General features: G+C 63.5%; 22 protein-coding genes and 1 pseudogene. 12 read left to right on the top strand and 11 right to left on the bottom strand.

What is annotated here, in order from left to right; genetic code table 11:
* The first annotated feature begins 95 nt into the window (after window positions 1–95).
* Window positions 96–1,136, top strand: coding sequence for a magnesium/cobalt transporter CorA (gene corA, locus WHZ77_RS18640; protein WP_375309270.1), 1,041 nt, complete (start codon window positions 96–98; stop codon window positions 1,134–1,136).
* On the opposite strand, the gene WHZ77_RS18635 is transcribed toward corA, so the two are convergent.
* Window positions 1,133–1,966, bottom strand: coding sequence for a PhzF family phenazine biosynthesis protein (locus WHZ77_RS18635; protein ID WP_375309269.1), 834 nt, complete (start codon window positions 1,964–1,966; stop codon window positions 1,133–1,135). The genes corA and WHZ77_RS18635 overlap by 4 nt on opposite strands.
* Before the next feature lie 79 nt (window positions 1,967–2,045).
* Here WHZ77_RS18635 and WHZ77_RS18630 point away from each other — a divergent pair, with 79 nt between their 5' ends.
* From WHZ77_RS18630 to WHZ77_RS18610, 5 genes and pseudogenes are all read left to right on the top strand, one after another.
* On the top strand, window positions 2,046–2,321 hold the full coding sequence (locus tag WHZ77_RS18630) for a hypothetical protein (RefSeq protein ID WP_375309268.1): 276 nt from the start codon (window positions 2,046–2,048) through the stop codon (window positions 2,319–2,321).
* 84 nt (window positions 2,322–2,405) lie between these two features.
* Window positions 2,406–2,738, top strand: coding sequence for a hypothetical protein (locus WHZ77_RS18625; RefSeq protein ID WP_375309267.1), 333 nt, complete (start codon window positions 2,406–2,408; stop codon window positions 2,736–2,738).
* Window positions 2,662–2,817, top strand: a pseudogene (locus tag WHZ77_RS18620) (hypothetical protein); the annotation flags it as partial. The gene WHZ77_RS18625 and the pseudogene WHZ77_RS18620, both read left to right, overlap by 77 nt.
* A 54-nt stretch (window positions 2,818–2,871) precedes the next feature.
* Complete coding sequence (locus tag WHZ77_RS18615) at window positions 2,872–3,342, top strand: hypothetical protein (RefSeq protein ID WP_375314883.1); 471 nt, start codon at window positions 2,872–2,874, stop codon at window positions 3,340–3,342.
* A 115-nt stretch (window positions 3,343–3,457) separates the two neighbouring features.
* On the top strand, window positions 3,458–3,910 hold the full coding sequence (locus WHZ77_RS18610) for a pyridoxamine 5'-phosphate oxidase family protein (RefSeq protein WP_375309266.1): 453 nt from the start codon (window positions 3,458–3,460) through the stop codon (window positions 3,908–3,910).
* A gap of 63 nt (window positions 3,911–3,973) precedes the next feature.
* Here the strand turns inward: WHZ77_RS18610 and WHZ77_RS18605 are convergent, their stop codons facing one another.
* Entirely contained in the window at window positions 3,974–4,372 is a 399-nt protein-coding gene (locus WHZ77_RS18605) for a VOC family protein (protein ID WP_143844870.1), read from the bottom strand.
* A 275-nt stretch (window positions 4,373–4,647) separates the two neighbouring features.
* Between WHZ77_RS18605 and WHZ77_RS18600 the strand changes: the two genes are divergently transcribed.
* The gene (locus tag WHZ77_RS18600) at window positions 4,648–4,914 is read left to right on the top strand and encodes a DUF2312 domain-containing protein (protein WP_246927820.1); all 267 of its coding nucleotides are present in this window, start codon (window positions 4,648–4,650) and stop codon (window positions 4,912–4,914) included.
* Between the two features lie 220 nt (window positions 4,915–5,134).
* Here WHZ77_RS18600 and WHZ77_RS18595 read toward each other — a convergent pair whose 3' ends face one another.
* The 3 genes from WHZ77_RS18595 to WHZ77_RS18585 form a co-directional block, all read right to left on the bottom strand.
* A complete protein-coding gene (locus WHZ77_RS18595) occupies window positions 5,135–5,650 on the bottom strand; it encodes a ParB N-terminal domain-containing protein (RefSeq protein WP_375309265.1) in 516 nt (171 codons plus the stop codon).
* Between the two features lie 437 nt (window positions 5,651–6,087).
* Window positions 6,088–6,657 (bottom strand): hypothetical protein, encoded by a 570-nt coding sequence (locus tag WHZ77_RS18590; protein ID WP_375309264.1) that lies wholly within the window; start codon window positions 6,655–6,657, stop codon window positions 6,088–6,090.
* 117 nt (window positions 6,658–6,774) lie between these two features.
* Complete coding sequence (locus tag WHZ77_RS18585; protein WP_375309263.1) at window positions 6,775–10,539, bottom strand: vitamin B12-dependent ribonucleotide reductase; 3,765 nt, start codon at window positions 10,537–10,539, stop codon at window positions 6,775–6,777.
* Between the two features lie 765 nt (window positions 10,540–11,304).
* On the opposite strand from WHZ77_RS18585, the gene WHZ77_RS18580 reads away from it, so the two are divergent.
* The gene (locus WHZ77_RS18580; RefSeq protein ID WP_375309262.1) at window positions 11,305–12,201 is read left to right on the top strand and encodes a DMT family transporter; all 897 of its coding nucleotides are present in this window, start codon (window positions 11,305–11,307) and stop codon (window positions 12,199–12,201) included.
* Here WHZ77_RS18580 and WHZ77_RS18575 read toward each other — a convergent pair.
* Together WHZ77_RS18575 and WHZ77_RS18570 are read right to left on the bottom strand one after the other, a co-directional pair.
* On the bottom strand, window positions 12,198–14,570 hold the full coding sequence (locus WHZ77_RS18575; protein WP_375309261.1) for a tetratricopeptide repeat protein: 2,373 nt from the start codon (window positions 14,568–14,570) through the stop codon (window positions 12,198–12,200). The genes WHZ77_RS18580 and WHZ77_RS18575 overlap by 4 nt on opposite strands.
* Window positions 14,571–14,848: 278 nt before the next feature.
* A complete protein-coding gene (locus WHZ77_RS18570; protein ID WP_375309260.1) occupies window positions 14,849–16,345 on the bottom strand; it encodes a DUF1254 domain-containing protein in 1,497 nt (498 codons plus the stop codon).
* Between the two features lie 120 nt (window positions 16,346–16,465).
* Between WHZ77_RS18570 and WHZ77_RS18565 the strand changes: the two genes are divergently transcribed.
* The 3 genes from WHZ77_RS18565 (at window position 16,466) to WHZ77_RS18555 (ending at window position 20,399) form a co-directional block, all read left to right on the top strand.
* Window positions 16,466–16,717, top strand: a complete 252-nt coding sequence (locus tag WHZ77_RS18565; protein WP_375309259.1) for a hypothetical protein — start codon at window positions 16,466–16,468, stop codon at window positions 16,715–16,717.
* 110 nt (window positions 16,718–16,827) lie between these two features.
* The gene (locus tag WHZ77_RS18560; protein ID WP_375309258.1) at window positions 16,828–19,257 is read left to right on the top strand and encodes an arylsulfatase; all 2,430 of its coding nucleotides are present in this window, start codon (window positions 16,828–16,830) and stop codon (window positions 19,255–19,257) included.
* Between the two features lie 83 nt (window positions 19,258–19,340).
* A complete protein-coding gene (locus WHZ77_RS18555; RefSeq protein WP_375309257.1) occupies window positions 19,341–20,399 on the top strand; it encodes a transporter in 1,059 nt (352 codons plus the stop codon).
* Window positions 20,400–20,462: 63 nt separating this feature from the next.
* Here WHZ77_RS18555 and WHZ77_RS18550 read toward each other — a convergent pair whose 3' ends face one another.
* From WHZ77_RS18550 to WHZ77_RS18540, 3 genes are all read right to left on the bottom strand, one after another.
* Window positions 20,463–22,721: a CHASE3 domain-containing protein gene (locus WHZ77_RS18550; protein WP_375309256.1), complete on the bottom strand. Its 2,259-nt coding sequence runs from the start codon at window positions 22,719–22,721 to the stop codon at window positions 20,463–20,465.
* Window positions 22,718–23,140: a response regulator gene (locus WHZ77_RS18545; protein WP_375309255.1), complete on the bottom strand. Its 423-nt coding sequence runs from the start codon at window positions 23,138–23,140 to the stop codon at window positions 22,718–22,720. The genes WHZ77_RS18550 and WHZ77_RS18545 overlap by 4 nt, the downstream gene beginning before the upstream one ends.
* Window positions 23,141–23,385: 245 nt before the next feature.
* Window positions 23,386–24,000: a BA14K family protein gene (locus tag WHZ77_RS18540; protein WP_375309254.1), complete on the bottom strand. Its 615-nt coding sequence runs from the start codon at window positions 23,998–24,000 to the stop codon at window positions 23,386–23,388.
* A gap of 235 nt (window positions 24,001–24,235) precedes the next feature.
* On the opposite strand from WHZ77_RS18540, the gene WHZ77_RS18535 reads away from it, so the two are divergent.
* Window positions 24,236–24,643: an NADH:ubiquinone oxidoreductase subunit NDUFA12 gene (locus WHZ77_RS18535; RefSeq protein WP_375309253.1), complete on the top strand. Its 408-nt coding sequence runs from the start codon at window positions 24,236–24,238 to the stop codon at window positions 24,641–24,643.
* A 158-nt stretch (window positions 24,644–24,801) separates the two neighbouring features.
* Here WHZ77_RS18535 and WHZ77_RS18530 read toward each other — a convergent pair whose 3' ends face one another.
* The gene (locus WHZ77_RS18530) at window positions 24,802–25,488 is read right to left on the bottom strand and encodes a DJ-1/PfpI family protein (RefSeq protein WP_375309252.1); all 687 of its coding nucleotides are present in this window, start codon (window positions 25,486–25,488) and stop codon (window positions 24,802–24,804) included.
* Window positions 25,489–25,523 lie beyond the last annotated feature (35 nt).

Genomic DNA, 25,523 nt, shown 5'->3' with positions numbered 1-25,523 from the left:
CCGTTGACCCCTCGATATCGACATCGGAGGAGGCGACGTTGGCGCGAAATCGGGCCCGTCAGAGGCAGGTCGAGCAAAGGCGGACCGAGAGACCTGTGCTCGTTCAGGCCCCTGCGCCCGTCCAGAGCGCGCCGGCCGCCGAGGCCGGCGTCGTCGCCGCGAGCGTCTATGCCGGGGGACGCAGGATCTGCGACATCGCTATCGAGGAGGCCGGCAAGTGGGCCAAGAAGCAGGGACACGTGGTCTGGATCGGCCTGCACGAGCCCGGCCTCGAGCTGCTGCAGCGCGTCGCCGCGCAGCTCGACCTGCATCCGCTCGCGATCGAGGACGCCTCGAACGCGCATCAGCAGCCCAAGGTCGAGCAATATGGCGATGCGCTGTTCGTCGTGGCCCGCACCGCGCAGCTGGAGGGCGAGCACATCGCCTCTGGCGAGTGCGGACATATCGCCTTCGGCGAGACGCACATCTTCGTCGGCAAGGGCTATGTGGTCACGGTTCGCCACGGCGCCTCGACCTCCTACAAGGCGGTGCGGGAGCGCTGCGAATCCTGCCCGTCGGCGCTGACGCAGGGCGAGGACTACATCCTCTATGCCGTGCTCGATTTCATCGTCGACAACTACCGGCCCGTCACCGAGAACATCCAGGCAGAGGTCGAAGCGCTGGAAGAGCAGGTGCTGCACACATCGCTGCATCGGCGCGATTTCGACCGCCTGTACCGGCTGCGGCGCGACCTGTTGCGGCTGCGCCGTGCCGTCGGTCCCGTCGTCGACGTCTGCAAGCGGCTGGGCCATGCCAATCTGATTGCGATGGACGACGAGATGAAGCCGCTGTTTCGCGACGTGCTCGACCATGCCAAGCGGGCCGAGGAGGACATCGACGCCTTGCGCGAGGTGCTGGCCTTCGTCTTCGAGGCCAACATGATGGCCGGGCAGGCGCAGCAGACCGACATCGCCCGCCAGCTCGCCGCCTGGGCCGCGATCCTCGCGGTGCCGACCGCGGTCGCCGGCATCTACGGCATGAATTTCGAGCACATGCCGGAGCTGAAATGGGAATACGGCTACTACGCGGTGCTCGGCGCGATCGCCGGCATCTGTGGCGTGCTTTATCTGCGCTTCAGGCGGAACGGCTGGCTCTAGACCATGAAACGCGCCGTCCCCGAGACACGGATCGAACTGCCGGCGGCCTCGCCGATCTCGGCACGGATCAGCGACCGCGCGCCCATGTCCTCGCCCTGCACGATGTCGATGGCGCCGCCATGCGGCCAGCCGACGTCGCGCAAATAGCCTGCAAGCGCGGCGGCGGCCGCGCCCGTCGCGGGATCCTCGACGACACCGCCGGCGGCAAAGGCATTTCGCACATGGAACAGTTGCGGCCTCTCCACGGTGACGAGCGCGACCGTGACCAGCCCCGCTTCGTCCATCAGGGCGCGGCCCCGTTCGAGGTCATACGCCATGCGCGCCAGCGCCTCGCGCGATCCCAGCGCAAGCAAGGCATGATCGGCCCCGCCGTGAATTTTTCCGGGCGGCAGTGCCGGGTCGAGATCGGACGGGATGTAGCCGAACAGGTCCAGAAGCGCATCCCGCAGCGAGGGCTCGAGCGCAGCGCTGCGCGTCGGCGGGGATTGCAGCGCCGCCGCGATGGTGTTGCCGTCGCGGCGCCCCGACACGGAAATGACGGCCTTGTTCAGATGCAGCTCGAAGCTGCGATCGCCGTGCCGGTGCGCCAGCGCCGCGCCGAGCGCGATGGTGGCGTGCCCGCAGAACGGCACCTCCATCGCCGGCGAGAAGTAGCGGACGCGCCATGCCTCGCCTTCGGGCGCCGCAAAGGCCGTCTCGGAGAAACCGACCTCCGCCGCGATCGCCTGCATCCTGGGTGCATCCGGCAGGGCGTCGCCGATCCAGACGCCGGCGGGATTGCCGCCTGAATTGCCGTCCGAGAAGGCGGCGATGCGGAGCACTGTCGTCATGGATGTGATCCCGGTCGTTGGCGAATTAGCTTGCCTTGCTTTGCGTCCTTTTGCACTCTCTTGCCAAGGAGACCAACGCATGAAGATCATAACTGTCGCGTGCGCGCTCGGAACAGCGCTGGTGCTGGGCAACCTCGGACCGTCGGATGCCGAAGCCCGGACGCGGAGGGCGCAAGTTGCTTCCGAGCCGCGGCTCAGGGTGGATGCCCCCGTGCTCAGGCCGACGCCGTGGGATTACAACGTCGTTCCACGCTATCGCTATCGTCCCGAAGACGACCGCGTCGATCCCTACGGCCCGCCGCTGGTGCCGTCGTATGTGCGCTATGAGGGATGGCGGTGGCCGTATTGGTGGTGACCGGGCCCGTAGTCCATATCCCGGGTTCACCATGAGGCGAGGGGGCCGGTTGAGGCTTTCTCCGAATGGCCTCATAGTGCGGGGATGTTGAAAGAGGCATTCGATAACCTGACGGCCGCCGTGACGACGATCAACACGCCGATGCCTGCCTGCATCGACGAGGGGACCCTGCTGGCCTGTCTGAAGGGGGAGATCTCCGAGCGCAAATGGCGCGTGTACGTGCAGGCGTTGTTCGACGAGGTCGACGTATCCGTCATCCACAATCTCGTCATTGACCATATCGTGACGTTCGACGAGTTATCGAAGGCCATCGACGCCTGGCAGGTCACGGAGTCCGACAATGAAAGATGGGTCAGGGAGATGGCTTCCTTCGAGGTGGGAAGATCTCCTGCAGAAGGCGCTGATCGCCCTCGATAGTCTGGAGGGCGGCGCCGGAGCGTGGACGTTCGGCGGCGGCACTGCTCTGGCGCAGATCCTGAATCATCGGATCAGCTACGACATCGATATCTTCCTGGATTCAAGCGCCGTCCTGAAGAACCTCGCGCCGAACATGAACCCGGTGACGAAGTCGCTTTGCGACAGTTGGCAATGGCCGGGCAAGTATCTGAAGCTCATCCTGCGCGACGTCGGCGAGATCGATTTCCTGAACGCCCCGTCTTACATCGACAACCCCACATATCAGCTGAGATTTGGCGAGCGTTCCATTGCGGCGGAGCGGCCTGCGGAAATCGCGACCAAGAAGCTGGTCTATCGGGCATCGACATTCACGGCGCGCGACGCGTTCGATCTTGCCGCGATCCATTCGTATGATCATTCCGCTCTGGGCGAGATCGCGCAATGTCCGGCCATCACCCATCATGTCGTGGCTTCCGCGCTGAACCGCTTGAATCTCGCGAAGGGCCAGTATCAAGCGGAGATGAGAAGACTGATCAACGCGACGCCGCGGGGCGAGGAAGTCATCGACAGAGCTTGCGAGATTGCTTTGGAGGCGCTGGTGGAGATCCGGAATTTGATCCCTTAGAGGTAGGCCAAGGCAGAGAGTTGAGTGCACCGTCGTTCAAGACTTGAGGCGCATCAATATCATCGCGCGTGCGACTGGATAGTCTTCTTGAGAGGGCGATATCTAGAGGCGCACGATGGACAATCTGATCAGACAAAAGATCCAGACCTTGCTGGACCAGCACCGCACCATGCGGATTGCGACCTTGCGGGCGGACGGTTGGCCGCAGGTGACGACCGTCGGCTATGCCAACGAAGGTTTCACCATCTACTTCCTGTGCGGCATCGACAGCCAGAAGGCGCAAAACCTGTCCCGGGACGATCGGGTCTCGCTCGCGATCGATGACGACCCGGCGCAGGTGATGGAAATCACCGGCGTCTCCATGGCGGCGCGGGCGCGAACCCTGACCGATCCGGCCGAAATCGAGAAGGCGATCGGCCTGTTGATGTCGCGTTATCCAGAGCAGAAGGCCGCCGGCCTGTCGATGCCGAACCCGTCCGAGGTTCGCCTGATCGCTCTAACGCCCACCGTGATCTCACTGCTCGACTATTCCAAGGGGTTCGGCCACACCGACCTCGTGGTGTGCTGAGGCGGTTGGTTCACTGGCGCGGGCGCTCGCGGGTACGTCGGCCTGACCCTGTCGCGGATGACGTCAACGATCACTCAGGCGTCGCCTGGCCGCCTCGGTCACGGGTGTATAAAGGGCGACGCGGGTGCCCTCGGGGTCGGCGAACTGGACCGTGCGATTTCCCCATGGCAGATCCTTGGGCTCATGCACCACCTCGACCTGGTCTTTGAGCCGTGCGAATTCCGCATCGACGTCTGACACCATGAACTCGAGGATGGCTGTTCTATTGGCGCCGGGCTCCGCACTGCCTTCCTTGAAGATGGCGACCGTCTCCACGCTCCCGATTGCCAAAGTTGCGCCCGGTGTGACGATCTCGGCGAAGACGGGAGCAAGCCAGTCCGCGCGATAGCCTGTCACCAGCTCGTAGAAGGCCACCATGCTTTTGATGTCCGAGGCGACGAGACGGGTGGATGTAAATTTCATAGTTCTTCCTTCGGTCGTAGCGATCTGTTTCCCTGCTTGGTGCCCCAGTCGTGCTGACAGCGTTGTGGCAGCAGCAGCCATACGAAAAGCGGAATGGGAGGACGGCAGCGTATAATTTCGTGCACTGTCAAATCCGGGCGCGGGAGTAGGGGCGCATCACCCCAAGTTCCAACGTCGCGCTCTTGCATGTCGGCGCGCCATGCGCATCCGCGCGGTTAATACATTGGTCATGTCTTTGCGGTCATTTTCACGACCTCAGTCAGCAAAGAGGCACCATGTCCGACATCACCATTCCCGGCGGCAAGATCCGTTCCTTCGTCGAGCGGATCGAGAACCTCGACAGCGAAATGCAGGAGTTGAGCGAGCAGAAGAAGGAAGTCTTCGCGGAAGCCAAGGGCGACGGCTTCGACGTGAAGATCCTCAAGGAGATCATCAAGCTGCGCAAGGAAGACAAGAACGAGCGCGACGAGCGCGAAAGCCTGCTCGACCTCTACATGCGCGCAATGGAAACGGCCTCGCCGGAGCAGGCGAAGGCGGCGTGAGACCAGCGGGTTGATCCCGTGAGGGAGAGACGGCCGCGAACCAAGGGTTCGCGGCTGTCATGCGGCTGCAACGACGCAAGGTGGCGCGCAGCGGAACTCACCGTCATTCCGGGGCGCGCGAAGCGCGAACCCGGAATCCATTGCGCCACCTGTCATGCCGCCCAATGGATTCCGGGCTCGCGCCCAAACGGGCGCGCCCCGGAATGACGGCGCCCCGCCATCAATAGCGGCTGCCGCTGCCCTTTTGCTGCGTGATCCAGGCCGACAATGATTTCGGTGCCGATTTCGCAGTCCGGCCCGGTGATGCCTTCGGATTGTCGCGGACGCCTTTGGTCGGACGGGTGCGCGACGCTTCCGTTGCGCCAGCGCCCTTCGAGGCAGACGTCGATGCCTCTGCGGCTTCCTTTTCCAGGCGCAACTGTTTCAATCGCGCCATCTTGATGCGCTCGGCCTCGACTTCGGGTCGCTCGGCGAGCAGCGGCTTGTGTTGAGCAAGCTCGGCCGGGACCATGACACCGAGAATGGTGGTCTCGCCGAGCGCCTTGCAGGCCTCTAACCGATGCAGTCCCTCGACCAGAACCAGGCGGTCTCCCTCGCGCCGAACGGAAATGGGCTCCTGCTGTCCGATGTCCAGCATACTTTCCGCGATCTCCGCGACGGTCTCCGGCTTGATGGCCTTCTTCATTCTCGTGGGAACGAAAATCTTCTCGATCTGGAAGCTTTCCGGTTTGGGCATAACTCGACTCCGCTTCTACCGGGCCCGTCGGAACTCATGCCGGTGGGGATGTGAGTTTAGGAGGGAAGGGTTCGACCGCAAAGGCAATTCGGCGGCAGGGTGTTGATGAGCAACGGAGCTGGAACCAGTCTCGATGACGGTGACAGTGCTGGACTGCAGCGGCGAGTCTTTCATGTTGAGGTAGTGCAGATTCTAGCCAAGCCTCTTGGTTTTGGCGTCCCTTCATCGTTTTCCCCTGATTGTGAGGGGATACTGTCACTACCCCGCTTTGGTGTAAAAGGATCAGGCGCTTAAGATTGCGAAGGGCAGCCTTTTGGCCGCCCTTCGAGGATGCTCGGGGGAAGTGCGTAGGATGAGGTGAGCCCTTGTGAAGCCATCATGCTTGGCGATCGGCGGAAGGATGATGGGGGCCGCTCCGCTCTACCCACGCTGCGAGCTTAGTTCACTATACCAATATTTGTGACAGTCAGGCGGCTCGCGGAAATCTTAGCGCCGATGATCGCTACGAGATCATGCTCGTTCTCGGCGATCCTCAGGAGACGGTCTGTTTCTATAGATAACTTAGTGACCAAGGAATCGTCCTGCAGCAAACAGTGCACGGGGTCGCTCGAAGTCGCATTTTCGAAGTGCTTTTGTTGCGCTGGCGGAGGCATTGATAGTGCGTCGAGAAGAGTTTTGATCCGATTATCAATATCCCCGCCTTCTCCGATTAATTGACCTGGTGCCTGCCTTCGCAAAAAAATGATGTCGAGTTCGCACATCAAGTCTAAGCGCTTCGAAACCAGAGGTGCAAAGAGAGTCGTGCCGCGCGTTTCTAGAATACCGATTTGACTTTTGGGGATGTCATACTGCTCCTTTAGCATCCTTTCTGCGTCACTTCTCAAAGGTGAATGCTGCCACAGCTCCCGGACTTGAGGAGCGATAGCGGTCCGGATGGCATGGATGTCGACAAGGTTGGCCCGCTGCCTTGGTGGGATCGGACCTTCGTACAGAAGTCGAAACTTCATTGTTTGCTCGCCCGCGGACGGGCGCCTTGGAATTGAAGTTTTCCTAGAGAGAAATCGCAAAAGACCCGCTGAGTCGATCAGCGGGTCTCGTCAAGCCTGCGATTTATAGTGTGGTGCTCACGAACACCCCGTCGTGCTTCCGCAAGTATCGCACTTCATACAGGTCCCATTCCGCACCAGCGTGAAGTTGCCGCACTCGCTGCACATCTCGCCCTCATAGCCCTTGGCCTTGGCTTCCGCGCGGCGCTCGGCCTTGCTGGGGGCTGCGGTCTGGGCGGAGCCCGACTTGCTCCACTGGAGGGCTTCGAGCTTCTCGGTGGGAGACAGGTCGTGCTGGACTTCCTGCTTCAGCGCGACCGCGCCTTCCAGGACGTCGCCGACCCGGGCGCTGGCGCCGTGTCCGGCCAGCGCGGTGACCTTGCTGCCGCCGGTCGGGGCGCTGTCGTTGCTGGATACCACCGCGGCGGAGCCGCCGCGCATCACCACGAGGTTGTCGGTGCGGGAGCGGGTGAGGCCGCGCGACACCAGCCTGTTGGCCTGGTGGGGCTCGCCCGGCTCCTTGCCTTCATCGACGCCCTTGCCGAGCGCGTCGAAGTGCGACTCGGTCGGATCGACATGGGCGAGGTCGAAGCGCGACATGTAGCTCACCGCGAGCTCGCGGAAGACGTAGTCGAGGATCGAGGTCGCGTACTTGATGCTGTCGTTGCCCTGCACGGGGCCCGCCGGCTCGAAGCGGGTGAAGGTGAAGGCATCGACATATTCGTCGAGCGGCACGCCGTACTGCAGACCCAGCGACACCGCGATGGCGAAGTTGTTGATGAAGGAGCGCAGCGCCGCGCCTTCCTTGTGCATGTCGATGAAGATCTCGCCGAGACGGCCGTCGTCATACTCGCCGGTGCGCAGGTAGACCTTGTGGCCGCCGACGACCGCCTTCTGGGTGTAGCCCTTGCGGCGATCCGGCATCTTCTCGCGCTCGCGCATCACGATGATGCGCTCGACCAGCTTCTCGACGATCTTTTCCGAGACCTGGGCGGTGCGTGCCGCCATCGGCTTGTCGTGGAAGGCCTCGACCGCATCGTCCTCGTCCTCATCGTCGGCGATGAGCTGCGAGTTGAGCGGCTGGGACAGTTTCGAGCCGTCGCGATAGAGCGCGTTGGCCTTCAGCGCGAGCTTCCACGACAGCATGTAGGCGGACTTGCAGTCCTCCACCGTGGCGTCGTTCGGCATGTTGATGGTCTTGGAGATCGCGCCCGAGATGAAGGGCTGCGCCGCCGACATCATGCGGATGTGGCTCTCGACCGACAGATAGCGCTTGCCGATCTTGCCGCAGGGATTGGCGCAGTCGAACACCGGATAGTGCTCGGCCTTCAGGTGCGGGGCACCTTCCACCGTCATCGCGCCGCAGATGTGGACGTTGGCCGCCTCGATCTCGCGCTTGGTGAAGCCGACGGCCTGGAGCAGGTCGAAGCCAGGGGCCGCGATCGCCTCGGCACCGATGCCGAGCTGGTCGCGGATGAAGTCTTCGCCAAAGGTCCACTTGTTGAAGGCGAACTTGATGTCGAAGGCGGTCGGCAGGGCTTTTTCGACCTTGGCGATCGCTTCATCGGTGAAGCCCTTGGACTTCAGCGTCGAGGCGTTGATGCCGGGCGCGTTGGAGAGCGAGCCGTGGCCGACGGCGTAGGCTTCGATCTCCGCGATCTCGCTCTCGCGATAGCCGAGCGCGCGCAGCGCGGCGGGCACCGCGCGGTTGATGATCTTGAAGTAGCCGCCGCCGGCGAGCTTCTTGAACTTCACCAGCGCAAAGTCAGGCTCGATGCCGGTGGTGTCGCAATCCATGACGAGGCCGATCGTGCCCGTGGGCGCGATCACCGTGGTCTGGGCGTTGCGATAGCCGTGCTTCTCGCCGAGCTCGAGCGCCGCATCCCAGGCGGCTTGGGCGTGGGTGACGAGATCGGTCTGCGGGCAGGACACCAGGTCCATCGGCACCGGGTTGACCGAGAGCGCCTCGTAGCCGTTGGACTGCCCGTGGGCGGCGCGGCGGTGGTTGCGGATCACGCGCAGCATGTGCGCGGCGTTCTTCTTGTAGCCGGGGAAGGTGCCGAGCTCGGATGCCATCTCCGCCGAGGTCTTGTAGGTGATGCCGGTCATGATCGCGGTCAGCGCGCCGGCGATCGCACGGCCTTCCTTGCTGTCATAGGGCAGGCCCATGGTCATCAGGAGGCCGCCGATGTTGGCATAGCCGAGGCCGAGGGTGCGGAACTCGTAGGAGAGCTCGGCGATCGCCTTGGACGGGAACTGCGCCATCATCACCGAGATTTCGAGCACGATGGTCCAGAGCCGGCAGAGATGCTCGTAGCCCTCGACGTCGAAGCGCTTGGCCTCGATGTCGTAGAACGTCAGCAGATTGGCGGAGGCGAGGTTGCAGGCCGTGTCGTCCAGGAACATGTATTCCGAGCACGGATTGGAGGCGCGGATGTCGCCGGACGCCTTGCAGGTGTGCCAGTCGTTCATGGTGGTGTTGAAGTGCAGGCCCGGGTCGGCCGACGCCCAGGCGGCGTAACCGATTTTTTCCCAGAGGTCGCGCGCCTTCAGCGTCTTGGTGATCTTCTTGGTCGTGCGTCCGACGAGATTCCAGTCGCCGTCGGTTTCGACCGCGCGCAGGAAGTCGTCCTTCAGCGAGACCGAGTTGTTGGAGTTCTGGCCGGAGACAGTGAGATAGGCTTCCGAATCCCAGTCGGTGTCGTAGACGTCGAACTGGATGTCCTTGTAGCCCTGCTTGGCAAACTGGATGACGCGCTTGATGTAATTGTCGGGCACGAGGCTGCGGCGCGCCAGCTTGATCTCGCGGCGGAGCGCCGGATTCTTCTCGGGATCGAAGCAATCGTCGCCCGAGCCTTCGCAGTTGACGCAGGCCTTCAGCACCGCCTTGAGGTGCTTCTGGTTGATCTTGGAGCCGGTGACCAGCGCGGCGACCTTCTGCTCCTCCTTCACCTTCCAGTCGATATAGGTCTCGATATCGGGATGATCGACGTCGACGACGACCATCTTGGCCGCGCGGCGCGTGGTGCCGCCCGACTTGATCGCACCCGCGGCGCGGTCGCCGATCTTGAGGAAGCTCATCAGGCCCGACGAGCGGCCGCCGCCGGAGAGCTTTTCGCCTTCGCCGCGCAGGCGCGAGAAGTTGGAGCCGGTGCCGGAGCCGTACTTGAACAGGCGGGCTTCGCGGACCCAGAGATCCATGATGCCGCCCTCGTTGACGAGGTCGTCACCGACGCCCTGGATGAAGCAGGCGTGCGGCTGCGGATGCTCGTAGGCCGATTTGGACTTGGTCAGCTTGCCGGTGAAGGGGTCGACGTAATAATGGCCCTGGCCGGGGCCGTCGATGCCGTAGGCCCAATGAAGGCCGGTGTTGAACCATTGCGGCGAGTTCGGCGCGACCATCTGCATGGTCAGCATGTAGCGGAGCTCGTCGTAGAAGGTCTGGGCGTCCGCGTCGGAGGTGAAGTAGCCGCCCTTCCAGCCCCAATAGGTCCAGCAGCCGGCGAGGCGGTCGAACACCTGCTTGGCGCTGAGCTCGCTGACATAGCGCTCCTTCTCGGGGAGAGCCGCGAGCGCTTCGGTGTCGGGCACGGAGCGCCACAGGAAGGAGGGGACGGATTCCTCCTCGACCTTCTTCAGGCGCGCGGCAACGCCGGCTTTACGGAAATACTTCTGGGCCAGCACGTCGGAGGCGACCTGCGACCACGCGGTCGGCACCTCGACGTTTTCCAGCTTGAACACAACCGAGCCGTCGGGATTCCTGATCTCCGACGTGGTCTGCCGGAATTCGATCCCGGCGTAAGGTGACTGTCCCTGGGTGGTGTGGCGCCGCTCAATCCGCATTGTATTGCCCCGTCCTTATTTTTAGCCGGCGCGCCTCCGCAAGGCGACCGGGTCGATATTTCGGTTCGCGAGTCCTCCAGCGGCCGTGCCGGCCCAAAGGCTTCGCAGTTCAGCCGGTGGTTCCGGCCCAGTTTCTCCCGGCGCGATGGGTCGGTGCGTGCACCTTTCATCGGCCGGCATGCCAACACCCATCCGCCCCCAAGGGGATGTGCGTGACATGCGTTCAACGCCCCACAACATCACAACGTCTACCGTGCCATTCGAGCCTGTTGCCGGCCCGTTCTGGCGCCCGAAAAGTCCGCTTCGCCGGGCAGACAAGCCCTCATCCCGCTGCCTTTGGCTGGCGTGGCGGAGTGGCGATTTGCGAGACCCTTTGGGGGAGTGCCGGCGGGACGCAAACTCACTCGCGCCGAACGGTTCGAAAGCTAGGACTCTCCGTTGCGCCCGTCAAGAACTAGTGCGAGTTCCTGAATCAAATACTAAATATGGTGGATTGTGGGGGATAACAGGGGGCAAGGCCGCGCCTGATGTGGAGGCAAGTATCAGTGAGTCCTCAGGGATTCCCAACCGAAAAAATTTGCATCCCGTGGTGTTCCGGACGCTTCCTCCCGCTCTTCACAGGGCAGGTATATTTTTGGCCGACGGGGTTGCGCAGGGGGGACTCACGTAGGGCTACGGACGGTGAGGGCAGGCATGCCCGCCGAGGTGGTGGTGGAGCCGGCGAATCCGCGCCAAGCTGGCCTCGTTTTCCGCCGGGGTCCCCACATGCTTGATTCGACTCGCCGGGATGCGCGGCCGCGCATCGCCCCGGCCGGCCTGATGTTCCTCGCCATCACCTCGATCGGCTGGGGCTTCAACTGGCCGGTGACGAAATTCCTGCTCTCCGAGCTGCCGCCGCTGACCCTGCGCGGGGTCACCGGCGTGCTGGGCGCGTTGCTGCTCGCCGCGCTCGCTCTGGTCCGCCGCGACAGCCTGAAGGTGCCGCGCGAGATCTGGCCGCGGCTGATCACGGCCGCGATGCTCAACGTCACCGGCTGGATGGTGCTGATGGGGCTGGCGCTGCTCTGGCTGCCGGCGAGCGAGGCGGCGCTGATCGCCTACACCATGCCGGTCTGGGCCTCGATCATCGCCTGGCCGGTGCTGGGCGAGCGGCCGACCCTGCTGCGCACGCTGTCGCTGGTGATGGCCTTTGTCGGGCTTGCCTCGATCATGGGCGGCAACGGCATTGCCGCCAGTGCCGAGAAGCTGCCGGGCATCATCATGGCGCTGTGCGGCGCGGCCGGCTTTGCGCTGGGGACGGTGTTCTCGAAGAAGTACCCGATCCATCTGCCGCCGATCACGGCTGCGGCCTGGCAGATTGGGATCGGCTGCCTGCCGATCTCGATCATCGGCCTTCTGGTCGAGACCACCCATCTGGACAAGGTGACGCCGGCCGGCTGGTGGCTGCTGGTCTATTCGGTCGTGGTGCAGTTCTGCATCGCCTATGTCAGCTGGTTCGCCGCGCTGTCGCGCCTGCCGGCGTCGGTGGCGGCGATCGGCACCATGGCCGTGCCTGTCATCGGCGTGGTCGCCTCGGCAATCGCGCTGCACGAGCCGCTGGGGCCGGGGCAGATCGCGGCGCTGATCTTCACGCTGGCGGCCGTGGTGCTGGCGACGCGCTAGTTTCTGGGTCGTGCGTCCTCGTTGGGCGCGTCGATCTGCCGTTTGATCTGCGCGATCACCGCCGCCAGATTTCGGTCCTCCGGCGTGATGATCGCGAGCCTTTCGGCGTAGCCCAGCGCCGCCCTTGCGTCGCCAGTTGCGCGGCTGAACGCGAACAAGGCTGACAGTACGTCTCTATCGCCCGGATGGCCTTCCAGAGCCTTGTTCAGGATCTTCATGGCCTCGTCGGCTTGCCCCCCGGAATGCAGCGCCACCGCGTAGACATAGACGTAGCGCGGGCGATCGGGGTCGAGTTCGGTTGCCCTCCGCAACTCGGCGAGCGCCTCGTCAGGCCGCTTCAGCCGGGTCAACGCCAGGCCGAGCGCGTGATGCGCGGCCGCGTCACCCGGCGACGCCGCGATTGCTCCGCGTAGAACGATTTCTCCATCGCTTTCGCGGCCGCTTCTGCGATAGAGGTCCGCCAGGTTGATCGCCGCCGTCGCATATTGCGGGCTCAGCCTGAGCGCGGCCCGGTACTCTCTCTCCGCATCCCCGGTCTGTCCGCGACGCGCGAGGAAATCTGCAAGCGCGGTGCGCGCCTCGGGGCGTTCGGCATTGGCGCGTTGCGCCGCGATAAATTCCCTGGCCGCCTGATCAAAGCTGGCGCGATCGCCTGACGGCTGGCTTGCAGTCGGGACCGACGCGAGCAGGGAGGCCGCCCTGATGCGGATCCCTCGCACGGGATCTGCGAGCAGCGGCGAGGCCAGCGGCCAAATCTGGCCGGCGGCCTCGTTTTCCAGCATGTCTAGGCCGCCGATCCGCACCATCGGATCGGGATCGACCAGCGCGGTGCGCGCCGTCGCGATATTCGCCGGCGTCACGCGCGCGGCAAGTTCGACGAGCGCGCTGGCGCGCGCCACGGCCGGCGCGTGGCGATCCGCGGCAACGACGGAAAGCAGCGCTGCGGCATCGGCCTGCTCGGTGCGGGCGGCATGGAAAGCCGGTGCGTAAGTCTGGAAGCCCTTGCGGGCCGGGCCGAACCAGCGTTCGATGGCCGCAGCGGACCACTGCGGAGACTTGTCACGGTGGCAATCGTTGCAGGCGTTCGGCGTTCCCAGCGAGACGGACAGGTCGGGCCGCGGCACCCTGAAAGCATGATCGTGCCTGACATCGACCACCATGTAGGTCCGGGCCGGCATGTGGCACGAGATACAGGTCGGTGCCGGATCGGCCTCGGCGTGGTGGCGATGCTTCACATCGGCATATTTGTCGGACGCATGGCACTGCAGACAGGTGCCTTCGCCCGGCAGGCGAAGCCTGGCGCTGTGCGGCTCGTGGCAGTCGCTGCAGGTGACGCCGGCCGCAAACATTCTGCCTTGCTTGAATGGCACATAGTTATAGGGCTCCTCGACATCACGGATCTGCCCGTCGGCATGATAGGTATTACGCGCCAGCGGCTCCACCGCATGGGTCTGCGACAGCCATTCGCCGGGTATCCAGTCCTCGCGGAAGCCGGCCCGGCGTGCGTGACAGAGGCCACAGGTCTCGACTTCCTTGCGCAGCGTGGCCGGCGCCGCGGAGCGCCGCGCGTTCCCGGTCTGAGGATCGATTGGCCAGGCGATGCCCTGTCGCTCGTCGAAACGCACCAGCAATCCTTTGACTGGGTCCTCGTGCTTGCCGAACGGCCACCAGTTCTGCTGCTCGCGCGCCCAGTCGGCGTGGCGCGAGCCCTGTCCATGACAGGCCTCGCAGCCGACACTGATTTCCGCCCATGTCGTGGCAAAGCGATCGGTCGCGGCATCGTAGTTCTTGCGCAGGCCGGTGGAGTGGCACTCCGCGCACATGAAATTCCAGTTCTGGTTCAGCTTGGTCCAGTGAAGAATATCGTCGTGCTTGATGGCTTCATCGGGCGAAAGAGACAGCCATCGCTGGCCGCCCTTGTCGTGCGGCCGGCTATCCCATGCAATCGGCAGCGCCTGAATGCGCCCATCTGGAAATTCGACGAGATATTGCTGCAGCGGATCGATGCCGAACGTATATTTCACTTCGAACACGGCAAGCTTGCCGTCGGCGCCGTCCGTCTCGACCAGGAATTTGCCGTCCTTGCGGAAGAAGCGGGAATGCACGCTGTAATAGTCGAAGCTCGCGTCGTTGAAATTGCCGAGCACGGTCTGGTCGGCGGCGTGCTGCATCGCCGCCTTGTGCTGCGAGGCGTTCCAAAGTTTCGTTTGGGCCTGGTGGCAGCCGGCGCAGGTCTCGCTGCCGACATAGGTCGCGGCCGGCTGAAAGGGGCTCTGCGAGACCGGTCCATGATTGAGAAACTGGAAGGCGATGCCGAAAGCGACGACGGCGACTGCAGCGACCGCAATCCAGATGCGCCGCGTCGGCAACCGGGCGGCGCTCTGCCCGGCGCGCCTCGGCGACTGCGAAGCCGGCAATGGCGCTTGAGCAGCTACCCGCGGTGTATCCCGGCCCGATTTGCGGCGCTTGCGTGCCAATTGCGGCCTTTCTTGCGATCAGCGAACGGCGTCAAGCATCGATCAAGATGGCCACACCAATCTTCAGCCTCAGTTCTATCGAGTCAAGGATCGACGGATCTCGGGTAGATCCCGAACCGGCGGCGACCCCGGCGCAATTACAGCCAGGGAAGCGGAGCCCGCTTTTATCGTCACTGCAACTCGATCTCTCCTGGCCTCCAGGTCTTGTCGAACCACGGTTCGAGCGGCCCGTAGAGACGCAGAAGGGTATTCCAGCCTTTGCCGGGAACTGTCTGCACCCAATTGTGCTCCTTGCCCGCCGGGGCCTTCGGTCCGAAGTAAACATCCACCGAACCGTCGGCGTTGGTCAGGATGGCCTTGTCCTGGCTGCTCACCATCGGAAAGCGCTGGTCGGTCTGAAGCATCGAACGTGTCTGGTTGTCGTATAGGATCACCGACCAGAACTCCTTCGCTGGAATGTTCGGGGGCAGATGCAGCTTGTAGTCTTTGCCCCCATCCAGGGGGGCGCCGTTGGAATCCACCAAACCAACTGCGTATTGGGAGCCCTGACCGACCATTTTTGCTTCCATCGCGGGTGTCACGCCGGTCGCATAGAAATAGAAGAACGACGCGGCATCGAGGAAGCGCACGCCGGGTTGCGATTCAAACTTGTAGCCACCAAGCCACTGACGCCAGGTGCTATTCGGATAGTAGAACGCTTCCGGAATCCGGCTTCTGAAGAGCAGGGCGCGCACTGTGGCATCGCCGACTGCTGCCGCTTCCGTCAGAATCTTCTTCATGCGAGCATCGGGAGCGAACGGCTTGCCCTTCTCAATGCCGATGGAAGCGAAGTAGCCAAGCGTAACCGGGTCGAGCGACTCGATCGGCTCGCTCTGAACGACCTGATTGAGATACTGCCAGACCTTGTCGTCGGCCGGTGCAACCGTATTGAAAGCCCTGCCGGACACGTTGACGAATGTATTGGCCGGAGGATTGGTCGCTTTCGACAAGGGATAGATGCGCGTAAGCTTCTTCAGGCTTTCGATGGCCGGGGTCATGTCCCCTTTCACGGAAAAATTGCGCCAGACAAGAATTGATTCATAGGTCGGAACACGGACGACGAGATATCCTTCGGGCACTTCTCCCTTGTAGCCGGGCGGCAACAGCAGATACTTGCCCCCTTTGCCCTTGTCGGGGCCGACCACGCCTATGTCGGTGACATAGCGAAACCAGAAGTCGTCGATCATGCCCAACACCATGGGTGGAATCTCAGCCACCAACGGGCCGTCGTGCAAGTTGATCCATATCCACGTGTAGGCAACGTTGGCGTTGGCGGTCAGAAACAGCGAACGGGCATCCATCAGCGTTTCGAAGGTCGGGATCGTGGAGTTGGCAGGCCCAACCTGGAGCAATCCTTCACGTAATCCGGCCATGTTCACCGCCGGGAGCGCCAGTAGATAAGCTTGCACCGCGCGCTGGAAGTCGAGATTCTCGTAGAGCTTTTCGACGGTGGCTTTGTCGGGGAAGCCGTCGAAGAATTTCAGCGTGCCGAGGCGCGTCTCCACTTTATCTGGCGAGGCGATGCCCGGCGGAATTGGAGTTTGCATCTTGTATTGCTGCGCGTGTGCCGGCGCCGCGGAACACACCATCAATGTCAGAGCTGAAATCGCCGCCGCTATTCGCTTCATCACCTGATCCCCCGAAGTCGAAGCATTAGGCTATGACCGCCCGCCGAGGGGATTGATTTGCGTCAAGCCGCCGATGGCGCGACCGGGTAAATTAGGTAATCAATAATGGAGGATGCCGGGATGAAGCTCTCAATTGGATTATCTGCGCTGTTGACGGCTGGATTGGTCGCCGGCTTCGTCGCGGCAAGCACCGAACAAGCCAGTGCCGTGGTGTATTGCCAATATGTCGAATATCCCGTCGGGTGCATCGTCAGGCCCGGAGTCGTGCTGCGGCCGCGGCCGGTGGCGCGCGCGGTCGTCACACCCCGTGTCGGGGTGGCGGGGAGGCCGATGAATCGCGGCGGTCCCGTCAATCGCGTCGGGCGCCGCTGATCCGGCGTCGAATTGCTGTCCCAGCTACGGGATGCGCCCTGTTCGCATCCCGGCATCTCATCAATGAATTTGCTGTTTTTGCTTTCGCTGAGGTAGCCGACATGAGACGTATGACAACGGCCGTCACCGCGCTGTCCTTGATCGCCCTGCTGCCAATTTCTGCGAATGCCCAACAGGCCGCTCCGCCCGCGGTCGTGCTGCCGACCGATCGCACCGTGCTGCCCATTCCCGAGCCGGCATACCCGCACAGCACCGTGTTCGACGCACGCAATGCGACGCCGCCGCCGCGCTTCGAGGTCAAGGCGCCTGCCAGTGCACCCAACGTCCTGATCGTCCTCATCGATGACATGGGTTTCGGTCAGTCGGGCGCGTTCGGAGGGCCGATCCACATGCCGACGGTGGAAAAGCTGGCGAACGAAGGTCTGCGCTATAACGAATTCCATACCACGGCGCTTTGTTCTCCGACCCGGTCGGCACTGCTGAGCGGTCGCAACCATCACATGAACAATTTCGGATCGATCGCGGAAACCGCGACGACCTTCCCGGGGCAGACCGGACAGCGTCCCAACAGCGTAGCCACCGTAGCGGAAATGCTGAGGTTGAATGGCTACAGCACCGCCCATTTCGGCAAGAACCACGAGACCGCCGCGTGGGAGGTGAGCCCCTCAGGTCCAACCGATCGCTGGCCGACCCGCCAGGGCTTCGACAAGTTCTACGGTTTCATGGGCGGCGAGACCAACCAATGGGCTCCGCTGATCTATGACGGCATGACCCAGGTCGAGCCGTCGAAGGATCCGAACTACAACTTCATGACTGATATGACCAACAAGGCGATCGACTGGATGCAATACCAGAAGTCGCTGACGCCCGATAAGCCGTTCTTCATGTACTTCGCGCCAGGCGCAACCCACGCGCCGCACCACGTGCCGAAGGAATGGATCGCCAAATACAAGGGAAGGTTCGACCTAGGCTGGGACAAGCTCCGCGAGGAGACGCTGGCCCGCCAAATCAAGCTTGGGGTGGTGCCACCCGGTACGAAGCTCGCTCCCAAGCCGGAAGCCATCAAGGATTGGGCTGCGCTGAATCCTGATGAAAAGAAGCTGTTCGCGCGTCAGATGGAGGTCTTCGCCGGCTTTGGCGAGTACGCCGACACCGAGATTGGCCGGCTGATCGATGCCGTCAAGGCTACCGGCCAACTCGATAACACGCTGGTCTTCTACATCGTCGGCGACAACGGCGCGAGTGCAGAGGGCGGCATGAACGGGCTGTTCAACGAGATGACTTACTTCAACGGCGTGCAGGAGAGCGTGCAGGATATTCTCAAGCATTACGATGAACTCGGCAGCCCGATGACATACAGCCATTATGCGGCCGGTTGGGCGGTCGCAGGCGATACGCCCTTCACATGGACCAAGCAGGTGGCTTCGAGCTATGGCGGCACCCGCAACGGCATGGTGATCCATTGGCCGAAAGGTGTCGCGGCAAGGGGTGAGGTGCGCTCGCAGTGGCATCACGTCATCGACATCGTCCCGACCATCCTCGAAGCCGCGAAGATTCCTGAGCCGAAGAGCGTCAATGGAACGCCACAGACGCCCATCGAGGGTGTCAGCATGGCCTATAGTTTTGTCGACGCCAAAGCCCCGAGCCCGCACAAGACGCAGTATTTCGAGATATTCGGCAACCGTGCGATCTATAGCGACGGTTGGCTGGCCGGTACGATTCACCGTGCGGCGTGGGAAACCACCAATCGCAGGCCGCTGGACCAGGACATCTGGGAACTCTACGACACGCGATCCGACTTCAGCCTGACGAACGATCTTGCCGCAAAGAGCCCGGACAAGCTGAAGGAGCTTCAGGATCTCTTTCTCAATGAAGCGGTCAAGTATTCCGTATTGCCGCTCGACGATCGGACCTTGGAACGGCTGAACGCGGCCATGGTCGGTCGGCCCGACTTGATGGCCGGCCGCACTTCACTGACGGTTCACGAGGGCATGATCGGCATGTCCGAGAACGTCTTCATCAATACGAAGAACCGCTCGCATGCGATCACCGCCGATGTGGAAATTCCCAGCGCAGGGGCGAGCGGGGCGATCCTTGCCCAGGCCGGCAGGTTCGGCGGCTGGAGTTTGTATCTGAAGGACGGCAAACCGACCTACACCTACAATTTCCTCGGTCTGCAGCGATTTACAATAGCCGCGAAGCAGGCGTTGCCTGCCGGAAAGTCCACGATCCGCTTCGAGTTCGCCTATGACGGCGGTGGGATCGGCAAGGGGGCCGTCGGCACGCTGTTTGTCAATGGCAGGAATGTTGCCACGGGCCGGATAGATCGCACCCAATGTTGTGGCTTCTCGGCGGACGAGGGGGCGGATGTCGGAGCGGACGAGGGCACTCCGGTCACAGAGGCCTATAAGGTGCCATTCAAGTTCTCCGGCAAGATCAGCCAGGTGACGGTCGAGCTGAAAGACATGAAGAAGGCGGACAGCGAGGAAGCAGCAGAGGGTCGCAAGGCGGCGATGTTGAAGAGAGGGTTGTCCGATTGAACAACCGAAGGACGAAGCGTAGGGTTTGTTCCAAGGTCGTGCGATCAAAACGACAGCAACAGTTTGAACGGGGGGCAGCAGTCATGACGGGTTACATCATGCGCGGACGAAGGTTGAGTGGCGCTCTCGCTGCCGCGGCACTTGCCGTGCTTTCTCCGCAAATTGCCCTTGCTGACGAAAGCGGCATTTCATTCTGGCTGCCAGGCCTCTACGGCAGCCTCTCCGCGACTCCGAGCACCCCCGGCTGGTCGATCGCCGCGATCTATTACCACACGAGCGTGAGCGCTTCGGGCGCGGCTGCCGCGTCGCGCGAATTCCAGGTCGGGCGGTTTTCGCCGAACGTCAACCTCGATCTCAATTTGTCCGTGCACGGCCAGGCCGACCTGATGCTCATTGCGCCGACCTACACCTTTGCGACGCCCGTGCTCGGAGGCCAATTGTCGGCGACGCTGGCCAGCGTCTACGGCAGAAATTCAGCAAGCCTTGCCGGGACATTGACGACGGCGGCGGGGCCAATCGTCACCACGCGTAACGGCTTCCTCGAGGACGCGCTCGTCTCTTATGGCGACCTGTATCCGACTTTCAGGCTGAAATGGAATAGCGGCGTCCACAACTACATGGTTTACGGCGCGGGCGACATACCGGTCGGCGACTACAATCCGAGCCGGCTGGCCAACGTCGGTCTCGGCCACGGCGCCATCGATCTAGGTGGTGGCTATACTTACCTGAATCCCGCGACCGGCACGGAGCTCTCGGGCGTCGCTGGCCTTACTTATAATTTCAAGAATTCCGATACACAGTATCGAAGCGGGATCGATTTCCATTTCGACGGGGGCGTGTCGCAATTCCTGTCGAAGCAGGTCTTCGTCGGCTTCGTCGGCTATGCCTATCAGCAGGTCACGGATGATTCCGGCCAGCCGGCCGTTCTCGGCGGCTTCCGCTCGCGCGTTTTCGGTGTCGGCCCCCAGATCGGATATATCTTCCCGATTGGAAGCAACCATGCCTTTCTCGGCTTGAAGGGTTATGGCGAGTTTGCCGCTGCCAACCGGCCGTCAGGCTGGAACACCTGGCTGACATTCTCGATCTCCGAGGCCGTGCCCACCAGCACGGTGACGCCGACGCGGCACGGCGTGTCTAAATGAGATAGAGAATCGCGCTCCAGGACCCGGATTTAGGAGCACGATTGCTGGTTCGCTCGCGGCGCGTTAGCCCGTGGCCATCCCGTCGCCGTTCAGCGCCTTCCTGATCGTCTCGGCGAGCTGGTTGCGGCGATAGGGCTTGGTCAGCAGCATCACGCCGTCGTCGAGCTTGCCGTGGTGGACGATGGCGTTGTCGGTGTAGCCGGAGGTGTAGAGCACCTTCACGCCCGGCCGGCGTCTGGCCACTTCGTCGGCGAGCTCGCGCCCGCTCATGCCGCCGGGGATGACGACGTCGGTGAAGAGGAGATCGAAGGCCTGGCCGGCTTCGATCAGTCGCAGCGCAGCCTTGCTGTCGGCGGCGGCGACCGTCTTGTAGCCGAGGCTCTGCAATTGCGCGGTGACGAAGTTGCGCACCAGCGCGTCGTCCTCCACCACGAAGATGGTCTCGGCGCCGCCTTCGGCCGGCGTCGTCACGGGAGCGGCCGCTTCGATCATGCCTTCGCCCGGCGGCAGATAGAGCTTGATCGTGGTGCCGTGGCCTTGCTCGCTGTAGATCTTGATGTGGCCGCCGGATTGCTTGACGAAGCCGTAGACCATGGACAGGCCGAGGCCACTTCCCTTGCCGACCTCCTTGGTGGTGAAGAACGGCTCGAACGCCTTCTGCTGGATATCGGCCGACATGCCGGTGCCGGTGTCGCTGACCGCGAGCATCACGTAGGGGCCGGGCCGCACCTCCGCATTGGCCTGCGCATAGGCCTCGTCCAGCACGACGCGGTGGGTCTCCATCAGCAGCTTGCCGCCGTTCGGCATCGCGTCGCGGGCGTTGATCGCCATGTTGAGCACGGCATTGGTCAGCCGCGACGGATCGATATGCGCCGTCATCGGGCCCTGTTCCAGCACGGTCTCGATCTGGAACTGCTCGCCGAGGGTGGGGCGGAGCAGTTTTGCGATGTCGGCGATCGCGCCGTTGATCTCGACATTGCGCGGCTGCAGCGGCTGCCGGCGCGCAAAGGCGAGCAGGTGCTGGATCAGCTCGGCGCAGCGCTCGGCGGCATCGTCGATCAGGCGCGCCACGCGCTGCAGCTCGGGCTGCTGCTTCAGGCTCGCGACAAGCGTCTCGGTGTTGCCGGAGATCACGGTCAGCATGTTGTTGAAGTCGTGCGCGACGCCGCCGGTCAGCTTGCCGATGGCATCCAGCCTCTGGGATTGATGCAGTTGCCGCTCGATCTCGCGCGAGGTCGTCGCATCGTGATAGACCAGCACCGCTCCGGTGACGTTGCCTTGCCCGTCACGCATCGGCCGGCCGCTGATCATCAGATGGCGCGGAGGGTTGCCGCTATGCGGGCGGACGAACATCTCCAGCTCTTCGAACTGCTCGCCGCGCAGCACGCGCGCCGACGGGAGCTCGTCGGGCCTGAGCGGCGTGACGCCGTCGCCATGATAGACGTCCGACATCGCGCGCAAATTGCCGAGGCCCATGCCGGTGCGATGCAGCAGCATGCGCTCCGCCGCCGGATTGGACAAAAGGACGGTGCTTTCGGCGTCGATCACCAGCACCGCCTCCGCCATGCTGTGGAACGTGCTCTGGAGCACATTGACCGACAGGCGCAGCTCGTCATGTGCGGTGACGAGGTGCGCGGTCCGCTCGGCGACCGCCGCCTCGAGCGCCGCCTTGGCGGCCTGCGTCTCGTGCAGCGAGCTCCGGAGCTCCCCGGTGGTGCGCCTGCTCTCGCGCAGCAGCATGGTGACCAGCAGCAGGATCACCAGCGCGCCCACGACGTCGATGCCGAGCAGCACGATGCCGGTCCGGCGCGAGGCCGCTTCGCGGGCGGCCAGCAGCTTCTCTTCGCCGGCGGCCAGGCGCTCCAGATTTCCCGCGAGCGTGTCCATCAGGCCGCGTCCCTCGGCGCGCCCTTTCAGCGCGTTGAAGGCCCCATCGTCGCCATCCGCACGCAGCCGCATCGCTTCGGATGCGACCTCGATACGGCGAAGGATGAGAGGCTCCGTGGCCTCCATCAGCGTCACCTGATCGGCGTTGTCGCGGATGGCAAGCTTGAGGTCGCCGAGCGCCGGTGCAATCTGGCTGCGGGCCGCCTGGAACTCGTCGACGAAGCCAGCCGTGCGGTAGATTTCATAGCCGCGCACCGCGCTCTCGGCGCGGCGAACCAGCAAGTGCACATCCGAGATCTTCTTCAACACCTCGACGGTGTGGTTGACGCGGGCGGCGTCCGACCGCGACTTGACGTCGAGTCCGATCGAGGCGGCGGTGATGATCAGGAGGATGGCAAGTCCAGCACCGAGAATGACACGCTGCGAGGGGATCAAGGTGCTTCTTTCTGGTCCTTCGGCTGTGCGGCCCCGCCGGAGCCGCCGAGGCATTCCCGGATCGTGGTCAGCAGCGCGTCCGGTGTGAACGGCTTGCGCAGGCAGCGCGCAGCCCCGAGTTCCAGCGCCATGCGGAGGAAGTCGGGAGAGGGCGAGGCGGATGATGCGAACGCGTAGCCTGACATCGCGATCAGCGGAATTGCGGGCGCGCGCTCGTGAAAGATGCGGATGGATTCGAAGCCGCGCATATGCGGCATGAAAATATCGACCAGCATCACATCGAACGTCTGCGCTTCGAGCGCAGCCAGCCCCGTTTCTCCGCCGTCGGCCAGCGTGACGTCGAAGCCCTGACGTTGGAGCAGGACCTCGATGGTCGCGCCGACCATCGGATCGTCATCTACCACGAGGATACGCGGCATGACATTTCCCAGTAGATCGAAGTCCCCATACCTGTCTCGGTGATATAGGCGAATCAAGCAATGGGTCAATTTGGGATTGGGTCATTGTAGATATGCACGGTGTGGTGAATACAGGTCCATCCGTGATCAAATGTACCGAACGCCGCAACGCGCGCGCGAGGCGCGAAATGGGCGATGGGCGCGCGACAAACGAAAGAGGCGCCGCATCAGTGCGACGCCTCTTCCTCTAGACGTTGTCGATCCGCTTACGGGCAGGGATGGCGCAGGCCGTCATAGCCGAGATACGTGCCCGAGGCCGGGTCGTAAGACCGGTAGCGCTGCGCGCAATAGGCCGAGGAATCTCCGCCGCTGTCGGGGACCACCGCAACTGACGGCTCGTCATAGTAGCTGTCTTCGCCGTAGTAGTAGGGGTCGTTGTAGTAGCCGCTGCCGTAATAGGCGTACGAGCCGATGCCGCCGATCGCGGCACCCGCCACGACGCCGGGCCAGAAGCCCCCGCCGCCATGGCGACGCCAGCCGCCGCCATGATGCCAGTTACCGCCGCCGCCATGCCAATTGTTGCCCGCGGTCGCGACCGGACGGCTACCGCCACCGAAGCCCGGTCCGGCGCTCGGGCGCATCGCCGGGCCGGCCGCGAAATTGCCACCGCCACCGATCCGCGCACCGCCACCGAAGCTGCCGCCGCCCATGCGCGGGCCGCCGCCGCCGCCGCCGAAGTGGGCGCCACCGCCGCCACCGCCGAAATGGGCGCCGCCACCACCGCCACCGCCACGGCCGGGGCCCTGGGCGAAGCTCGGCGTCGCCAACGGAAGAACCAGCGCCAGCACTACAGCGGCGCTTAAAACCTTCAGACTGTTCATGTTCAAACTCCTTTTCCCGGAAGCAAACCCATTGAATGGGCTGGAGTTCCTGGGTTCACGCGGCTGTGCGCGTGTGAGGGGGGAGATTTTCACGCCGTCGCTGTACCCGGCATGAACGGATCGCGTCCGATTTGGGGCAGGGCACGCGTTTGCGTGGTGCAAGGCCGCTCGGGCCGAACTGGACATTTCGCCGCCCGGATGGCATCAGGGCCAGACGAAGCAGGGCCCTTGCCGCATGAAACAGTTCTTTCTCAAGTTCTTCACCTGGTGGAGTGGCCAGACGTTTGGCACCCAGCTCTGGACCAAGCGGTACGGAGAGCTGGTCGGCCAGGACGAGCAGGGCAACCTCTACTATCGCACCCGTGGCGGGGTGGTCGATCCGACGCTCGGCTTCGAGCGGCGCTGGGTGATCTATAACGGCTACGCCGAAGCGAGCCGCATTCCGCCGTCCTGGCACGGCTGGATGCATCATACCGTCGACGTGCCGCCGACCGAGGACAATTACCAGCCGCGCGAGTGGGAAAAGCCGCACCAGCCGAATCTCACCGGCACCGCCAACGCCTACCGCCCCTCGGGCTCGACGCTCGCCAGCGGCAAGCGTCCGAAGGCGACCGGCGACTATCAGCCCTGGACCCCCGGCTAGGCTTCCGGTCTCCGCCGGCCCGTCATCGGCTGATTCGATGCAGTGGTCGCCGATCAGCTGCCTTAAGACAGGCCGCCTGGGAAACCGGCGGCCTCTTTCTGTTGGGGCGGGCACCACTGGAGTAGCGCTGCACCGCGTCCGGGACAGGAGAGCGGAGGCTACATCACCCGCTCGGCCGCGCGCTTCACCGCCTCGAGGCGGCGCGCCTGGTTTTGCGCGCCGCGTTCCCTGAGCAGCGCCAGCACCTCGGCCGGCGCCGTGTCTGGCGAGCCGGAATTGAACGGCGGTGCGGGGTTGTACTCGATCTGGAGCTGGATCGCTTCCGCCGTGGTGCGGTCGACCAGGATCGACACCAGCGTCAACGCGAAATCGATTCCCGCGGTGACGCCGCCGCCGGTGATGCGGTTGCGGTCGACGCAGACGCGCGTCTTGGTCGGCGTCGCGCCGAACTGGCTGAGCATCTCCATTGCGCTCCAATGGGTCGCTGCGCGGTAGCCCTTCAACAGGCCGGCGGCGCCGAGCGCCAGCGATCCCGTGCAGACCGAGGTGACGTACTTCGCGCCCTCGGCTTGCTTGCGCAGGAAATCCAGCACCTCCTCGTCATTGAGCAGATCGTTGGTGCCGCCGCCGCCGGGCACGCAGATCACATCGAGCTGCGGGCAGTCGGCGAACGTCGTGGTCGGCGTCAGCGTCATCACGGAATCGCTCGGCACCGGTTCGATCCGTTTCCAGATCAGGTGCAGCTTTGCCCCCGGAACCATCGCGAAGACCTGCAACGGCCCGGTGAAGTCGAGCTGGGTGACGCGCGGAAACACCAAAAGTCCGATCTGGAGCGGTGACGACATGAGAGCCTCCAACTATGAGCTTGACGGGTGCAGCC

The organism is Bradyrhizobium sp. A5 (genome assembly GCF_042076515.1).
GTDB classification, from domain to species: Bacteria; Pseudomonadota; Alphaproteobacteria; order Rhizobiales; family Xanthobacteraceae; genus Bradyrhizobium; species Bradyrhizobium cosmicum.
The sequence above is the reverse complement of the archived record's forward strand: the minus strand, read 5'-3'. Positions and strand labels throughout refer to the sequence as shown.

What these genes read in the sequence shown, in the direction of transcription:
- WHZ77_RS18570 (WP_375309260.1), bottom strand. Translation starts at nt 16,345, where the DNA reads ATGAAGCGAATAGCGGCGGCGATTTCAGCTCTGACATTGATGGTGTGT.
- WHZ77_RS18560 (WP_375309258.1), top strand. Translation starts at nt 16,828, where the DNA reads ATGACAACGGCCGTCACCGCGCTGTCCTTGATCGCCCTGCTGCCAATT.
- WHZ77_RS18595 (WP_375309265.1), bottom strand. Translation starts at nt 5,650, where the DNA reads ATGCCCAAACCGGAAAGCTTCCAGATCGAGAAGATTTTCGTTCCCACG.
- WHZ77_RS18585 (WP_375309263.1), bottom strand. Translation starts at nt 10,539, where the DNA reads ATGCGGATTGAGCGGCGCCACACCACCCAGGGACAGTCACCTTACGCC.
- WHZ77_RS18535 (WP_375309253.1), top strand. Translation starts at nt 24,236, where the DNA reads ATGAAACAGTTCTTTCTCAAGTTCTTCACCTGGTGGAGTGGCCAGACG.
- WHZ77_RS18635 (WP_375309269.1), bottom strand. Translation starts at nt 1,966, where the DNA reads ATGACGACAGTGCTCCGCATCGCCGCCTTCTCGGACGGCAATTCAGGC.
- WHZ77_RS18630 (WP_375309268.1), top strand. Translation starts at nt 2,046, where the DNA reads ATGAAGATCATAACTGTCGCGTGCGCGCTCGGAACAGCGCTGGTGCTG.
- WHZ77_RS18580 (WP_375309262.1), top strand. Translation starts at nt 11,305, where the DNA reads ATGCTTGATTCGACTCGCCGGGATGCGCGGCCGCGCATCGCCCCGGCC.
- WHZ77_RS18590 (WP_375309264.1), bottom strand. Translation starts at nt 6,657, where the DNA reads ATGAAGTTTCGACTTCTGTACGAAGGTCCGATCCCACCAAGGCAGCGG.
- WHZ77_RS18565 (WP_375309259.1), top strand. Translation starts at nt 16,466, where the DNA reads ATGAAGCTCTCAATTGGATTATCTGCGCTGTTGACGGCTGGATTGGTC.
- WHZ77_RS18530 (WP_375309252.1), bottom strand. Translation starts at nt 25,488, where the DNA reads ATGTCGTCACCGCTCCAGATCGGACTTTTGGTGTTTCCGCGCGTCACC.
- WHZ77_RS18605 (WP_143844870.1), bottom strand. Translation starts at nt 4,372, where the DNA reads ATGAAATTTACATCCACCCGTCTCGTCGCCTCGGACATCAAAAGCATG.
- WHZ77_RS18540 (WP_375309254.1), bottom strand. Translation starts at nt 24,000, where the DNA reads ATGAACAGTCTGAAGGTTTTAAGCGCCGCTGTAGTGCTGGCGCTGGTT.
- WHZ77_RS18600 (WP_246927820.1), top strand. Translation starts at nt 4,648, where the DNA reads ATGTCCGACATCACCATTCCCGGCGGCAAGATCCGTTCCTTCGTCGAG.
- WHZ77_RS18555 (WP_375309257.1), top strand. Translation starts at nt 19,341, where the DNA reads ATGACGGGTTACATCATGCGCGGACGAAGGTTGAGTGGCGCTCTCGCT.
- WHZ77_RS18615 (WP_375314883.1), top strand. Translation starts at nt 2,872, where the DNA reads ATGAACCCGGTGACGAAGTCGCTTTGCGACAGTTGGCAATGGCCGGGC.
- WHZ77_RS18610 (WP_375309266.1), top strand. Translation starts at nt 3,458, where the DNA reads ATGGACAATCTGATCAGACAAAAGATCCAGACCTTGCTGGACCAGCAC.
- WHZ77_RS18625 (WP_375309267.1), top strand. Translation starts at nt 2,406, where the DNA reads ATGTTGAAAGAGGCATTCGATAACCTGACGGCCGCCGTGACGACGATC.
- WHZ77_RS18545 (WP_375309255.1), bottom strand. Translation starts at nt 23,140, where the DNA reads ATGCCGCGTATCCTCGTGGTAGATGACGATCCGATGGTCGGCGCGACC.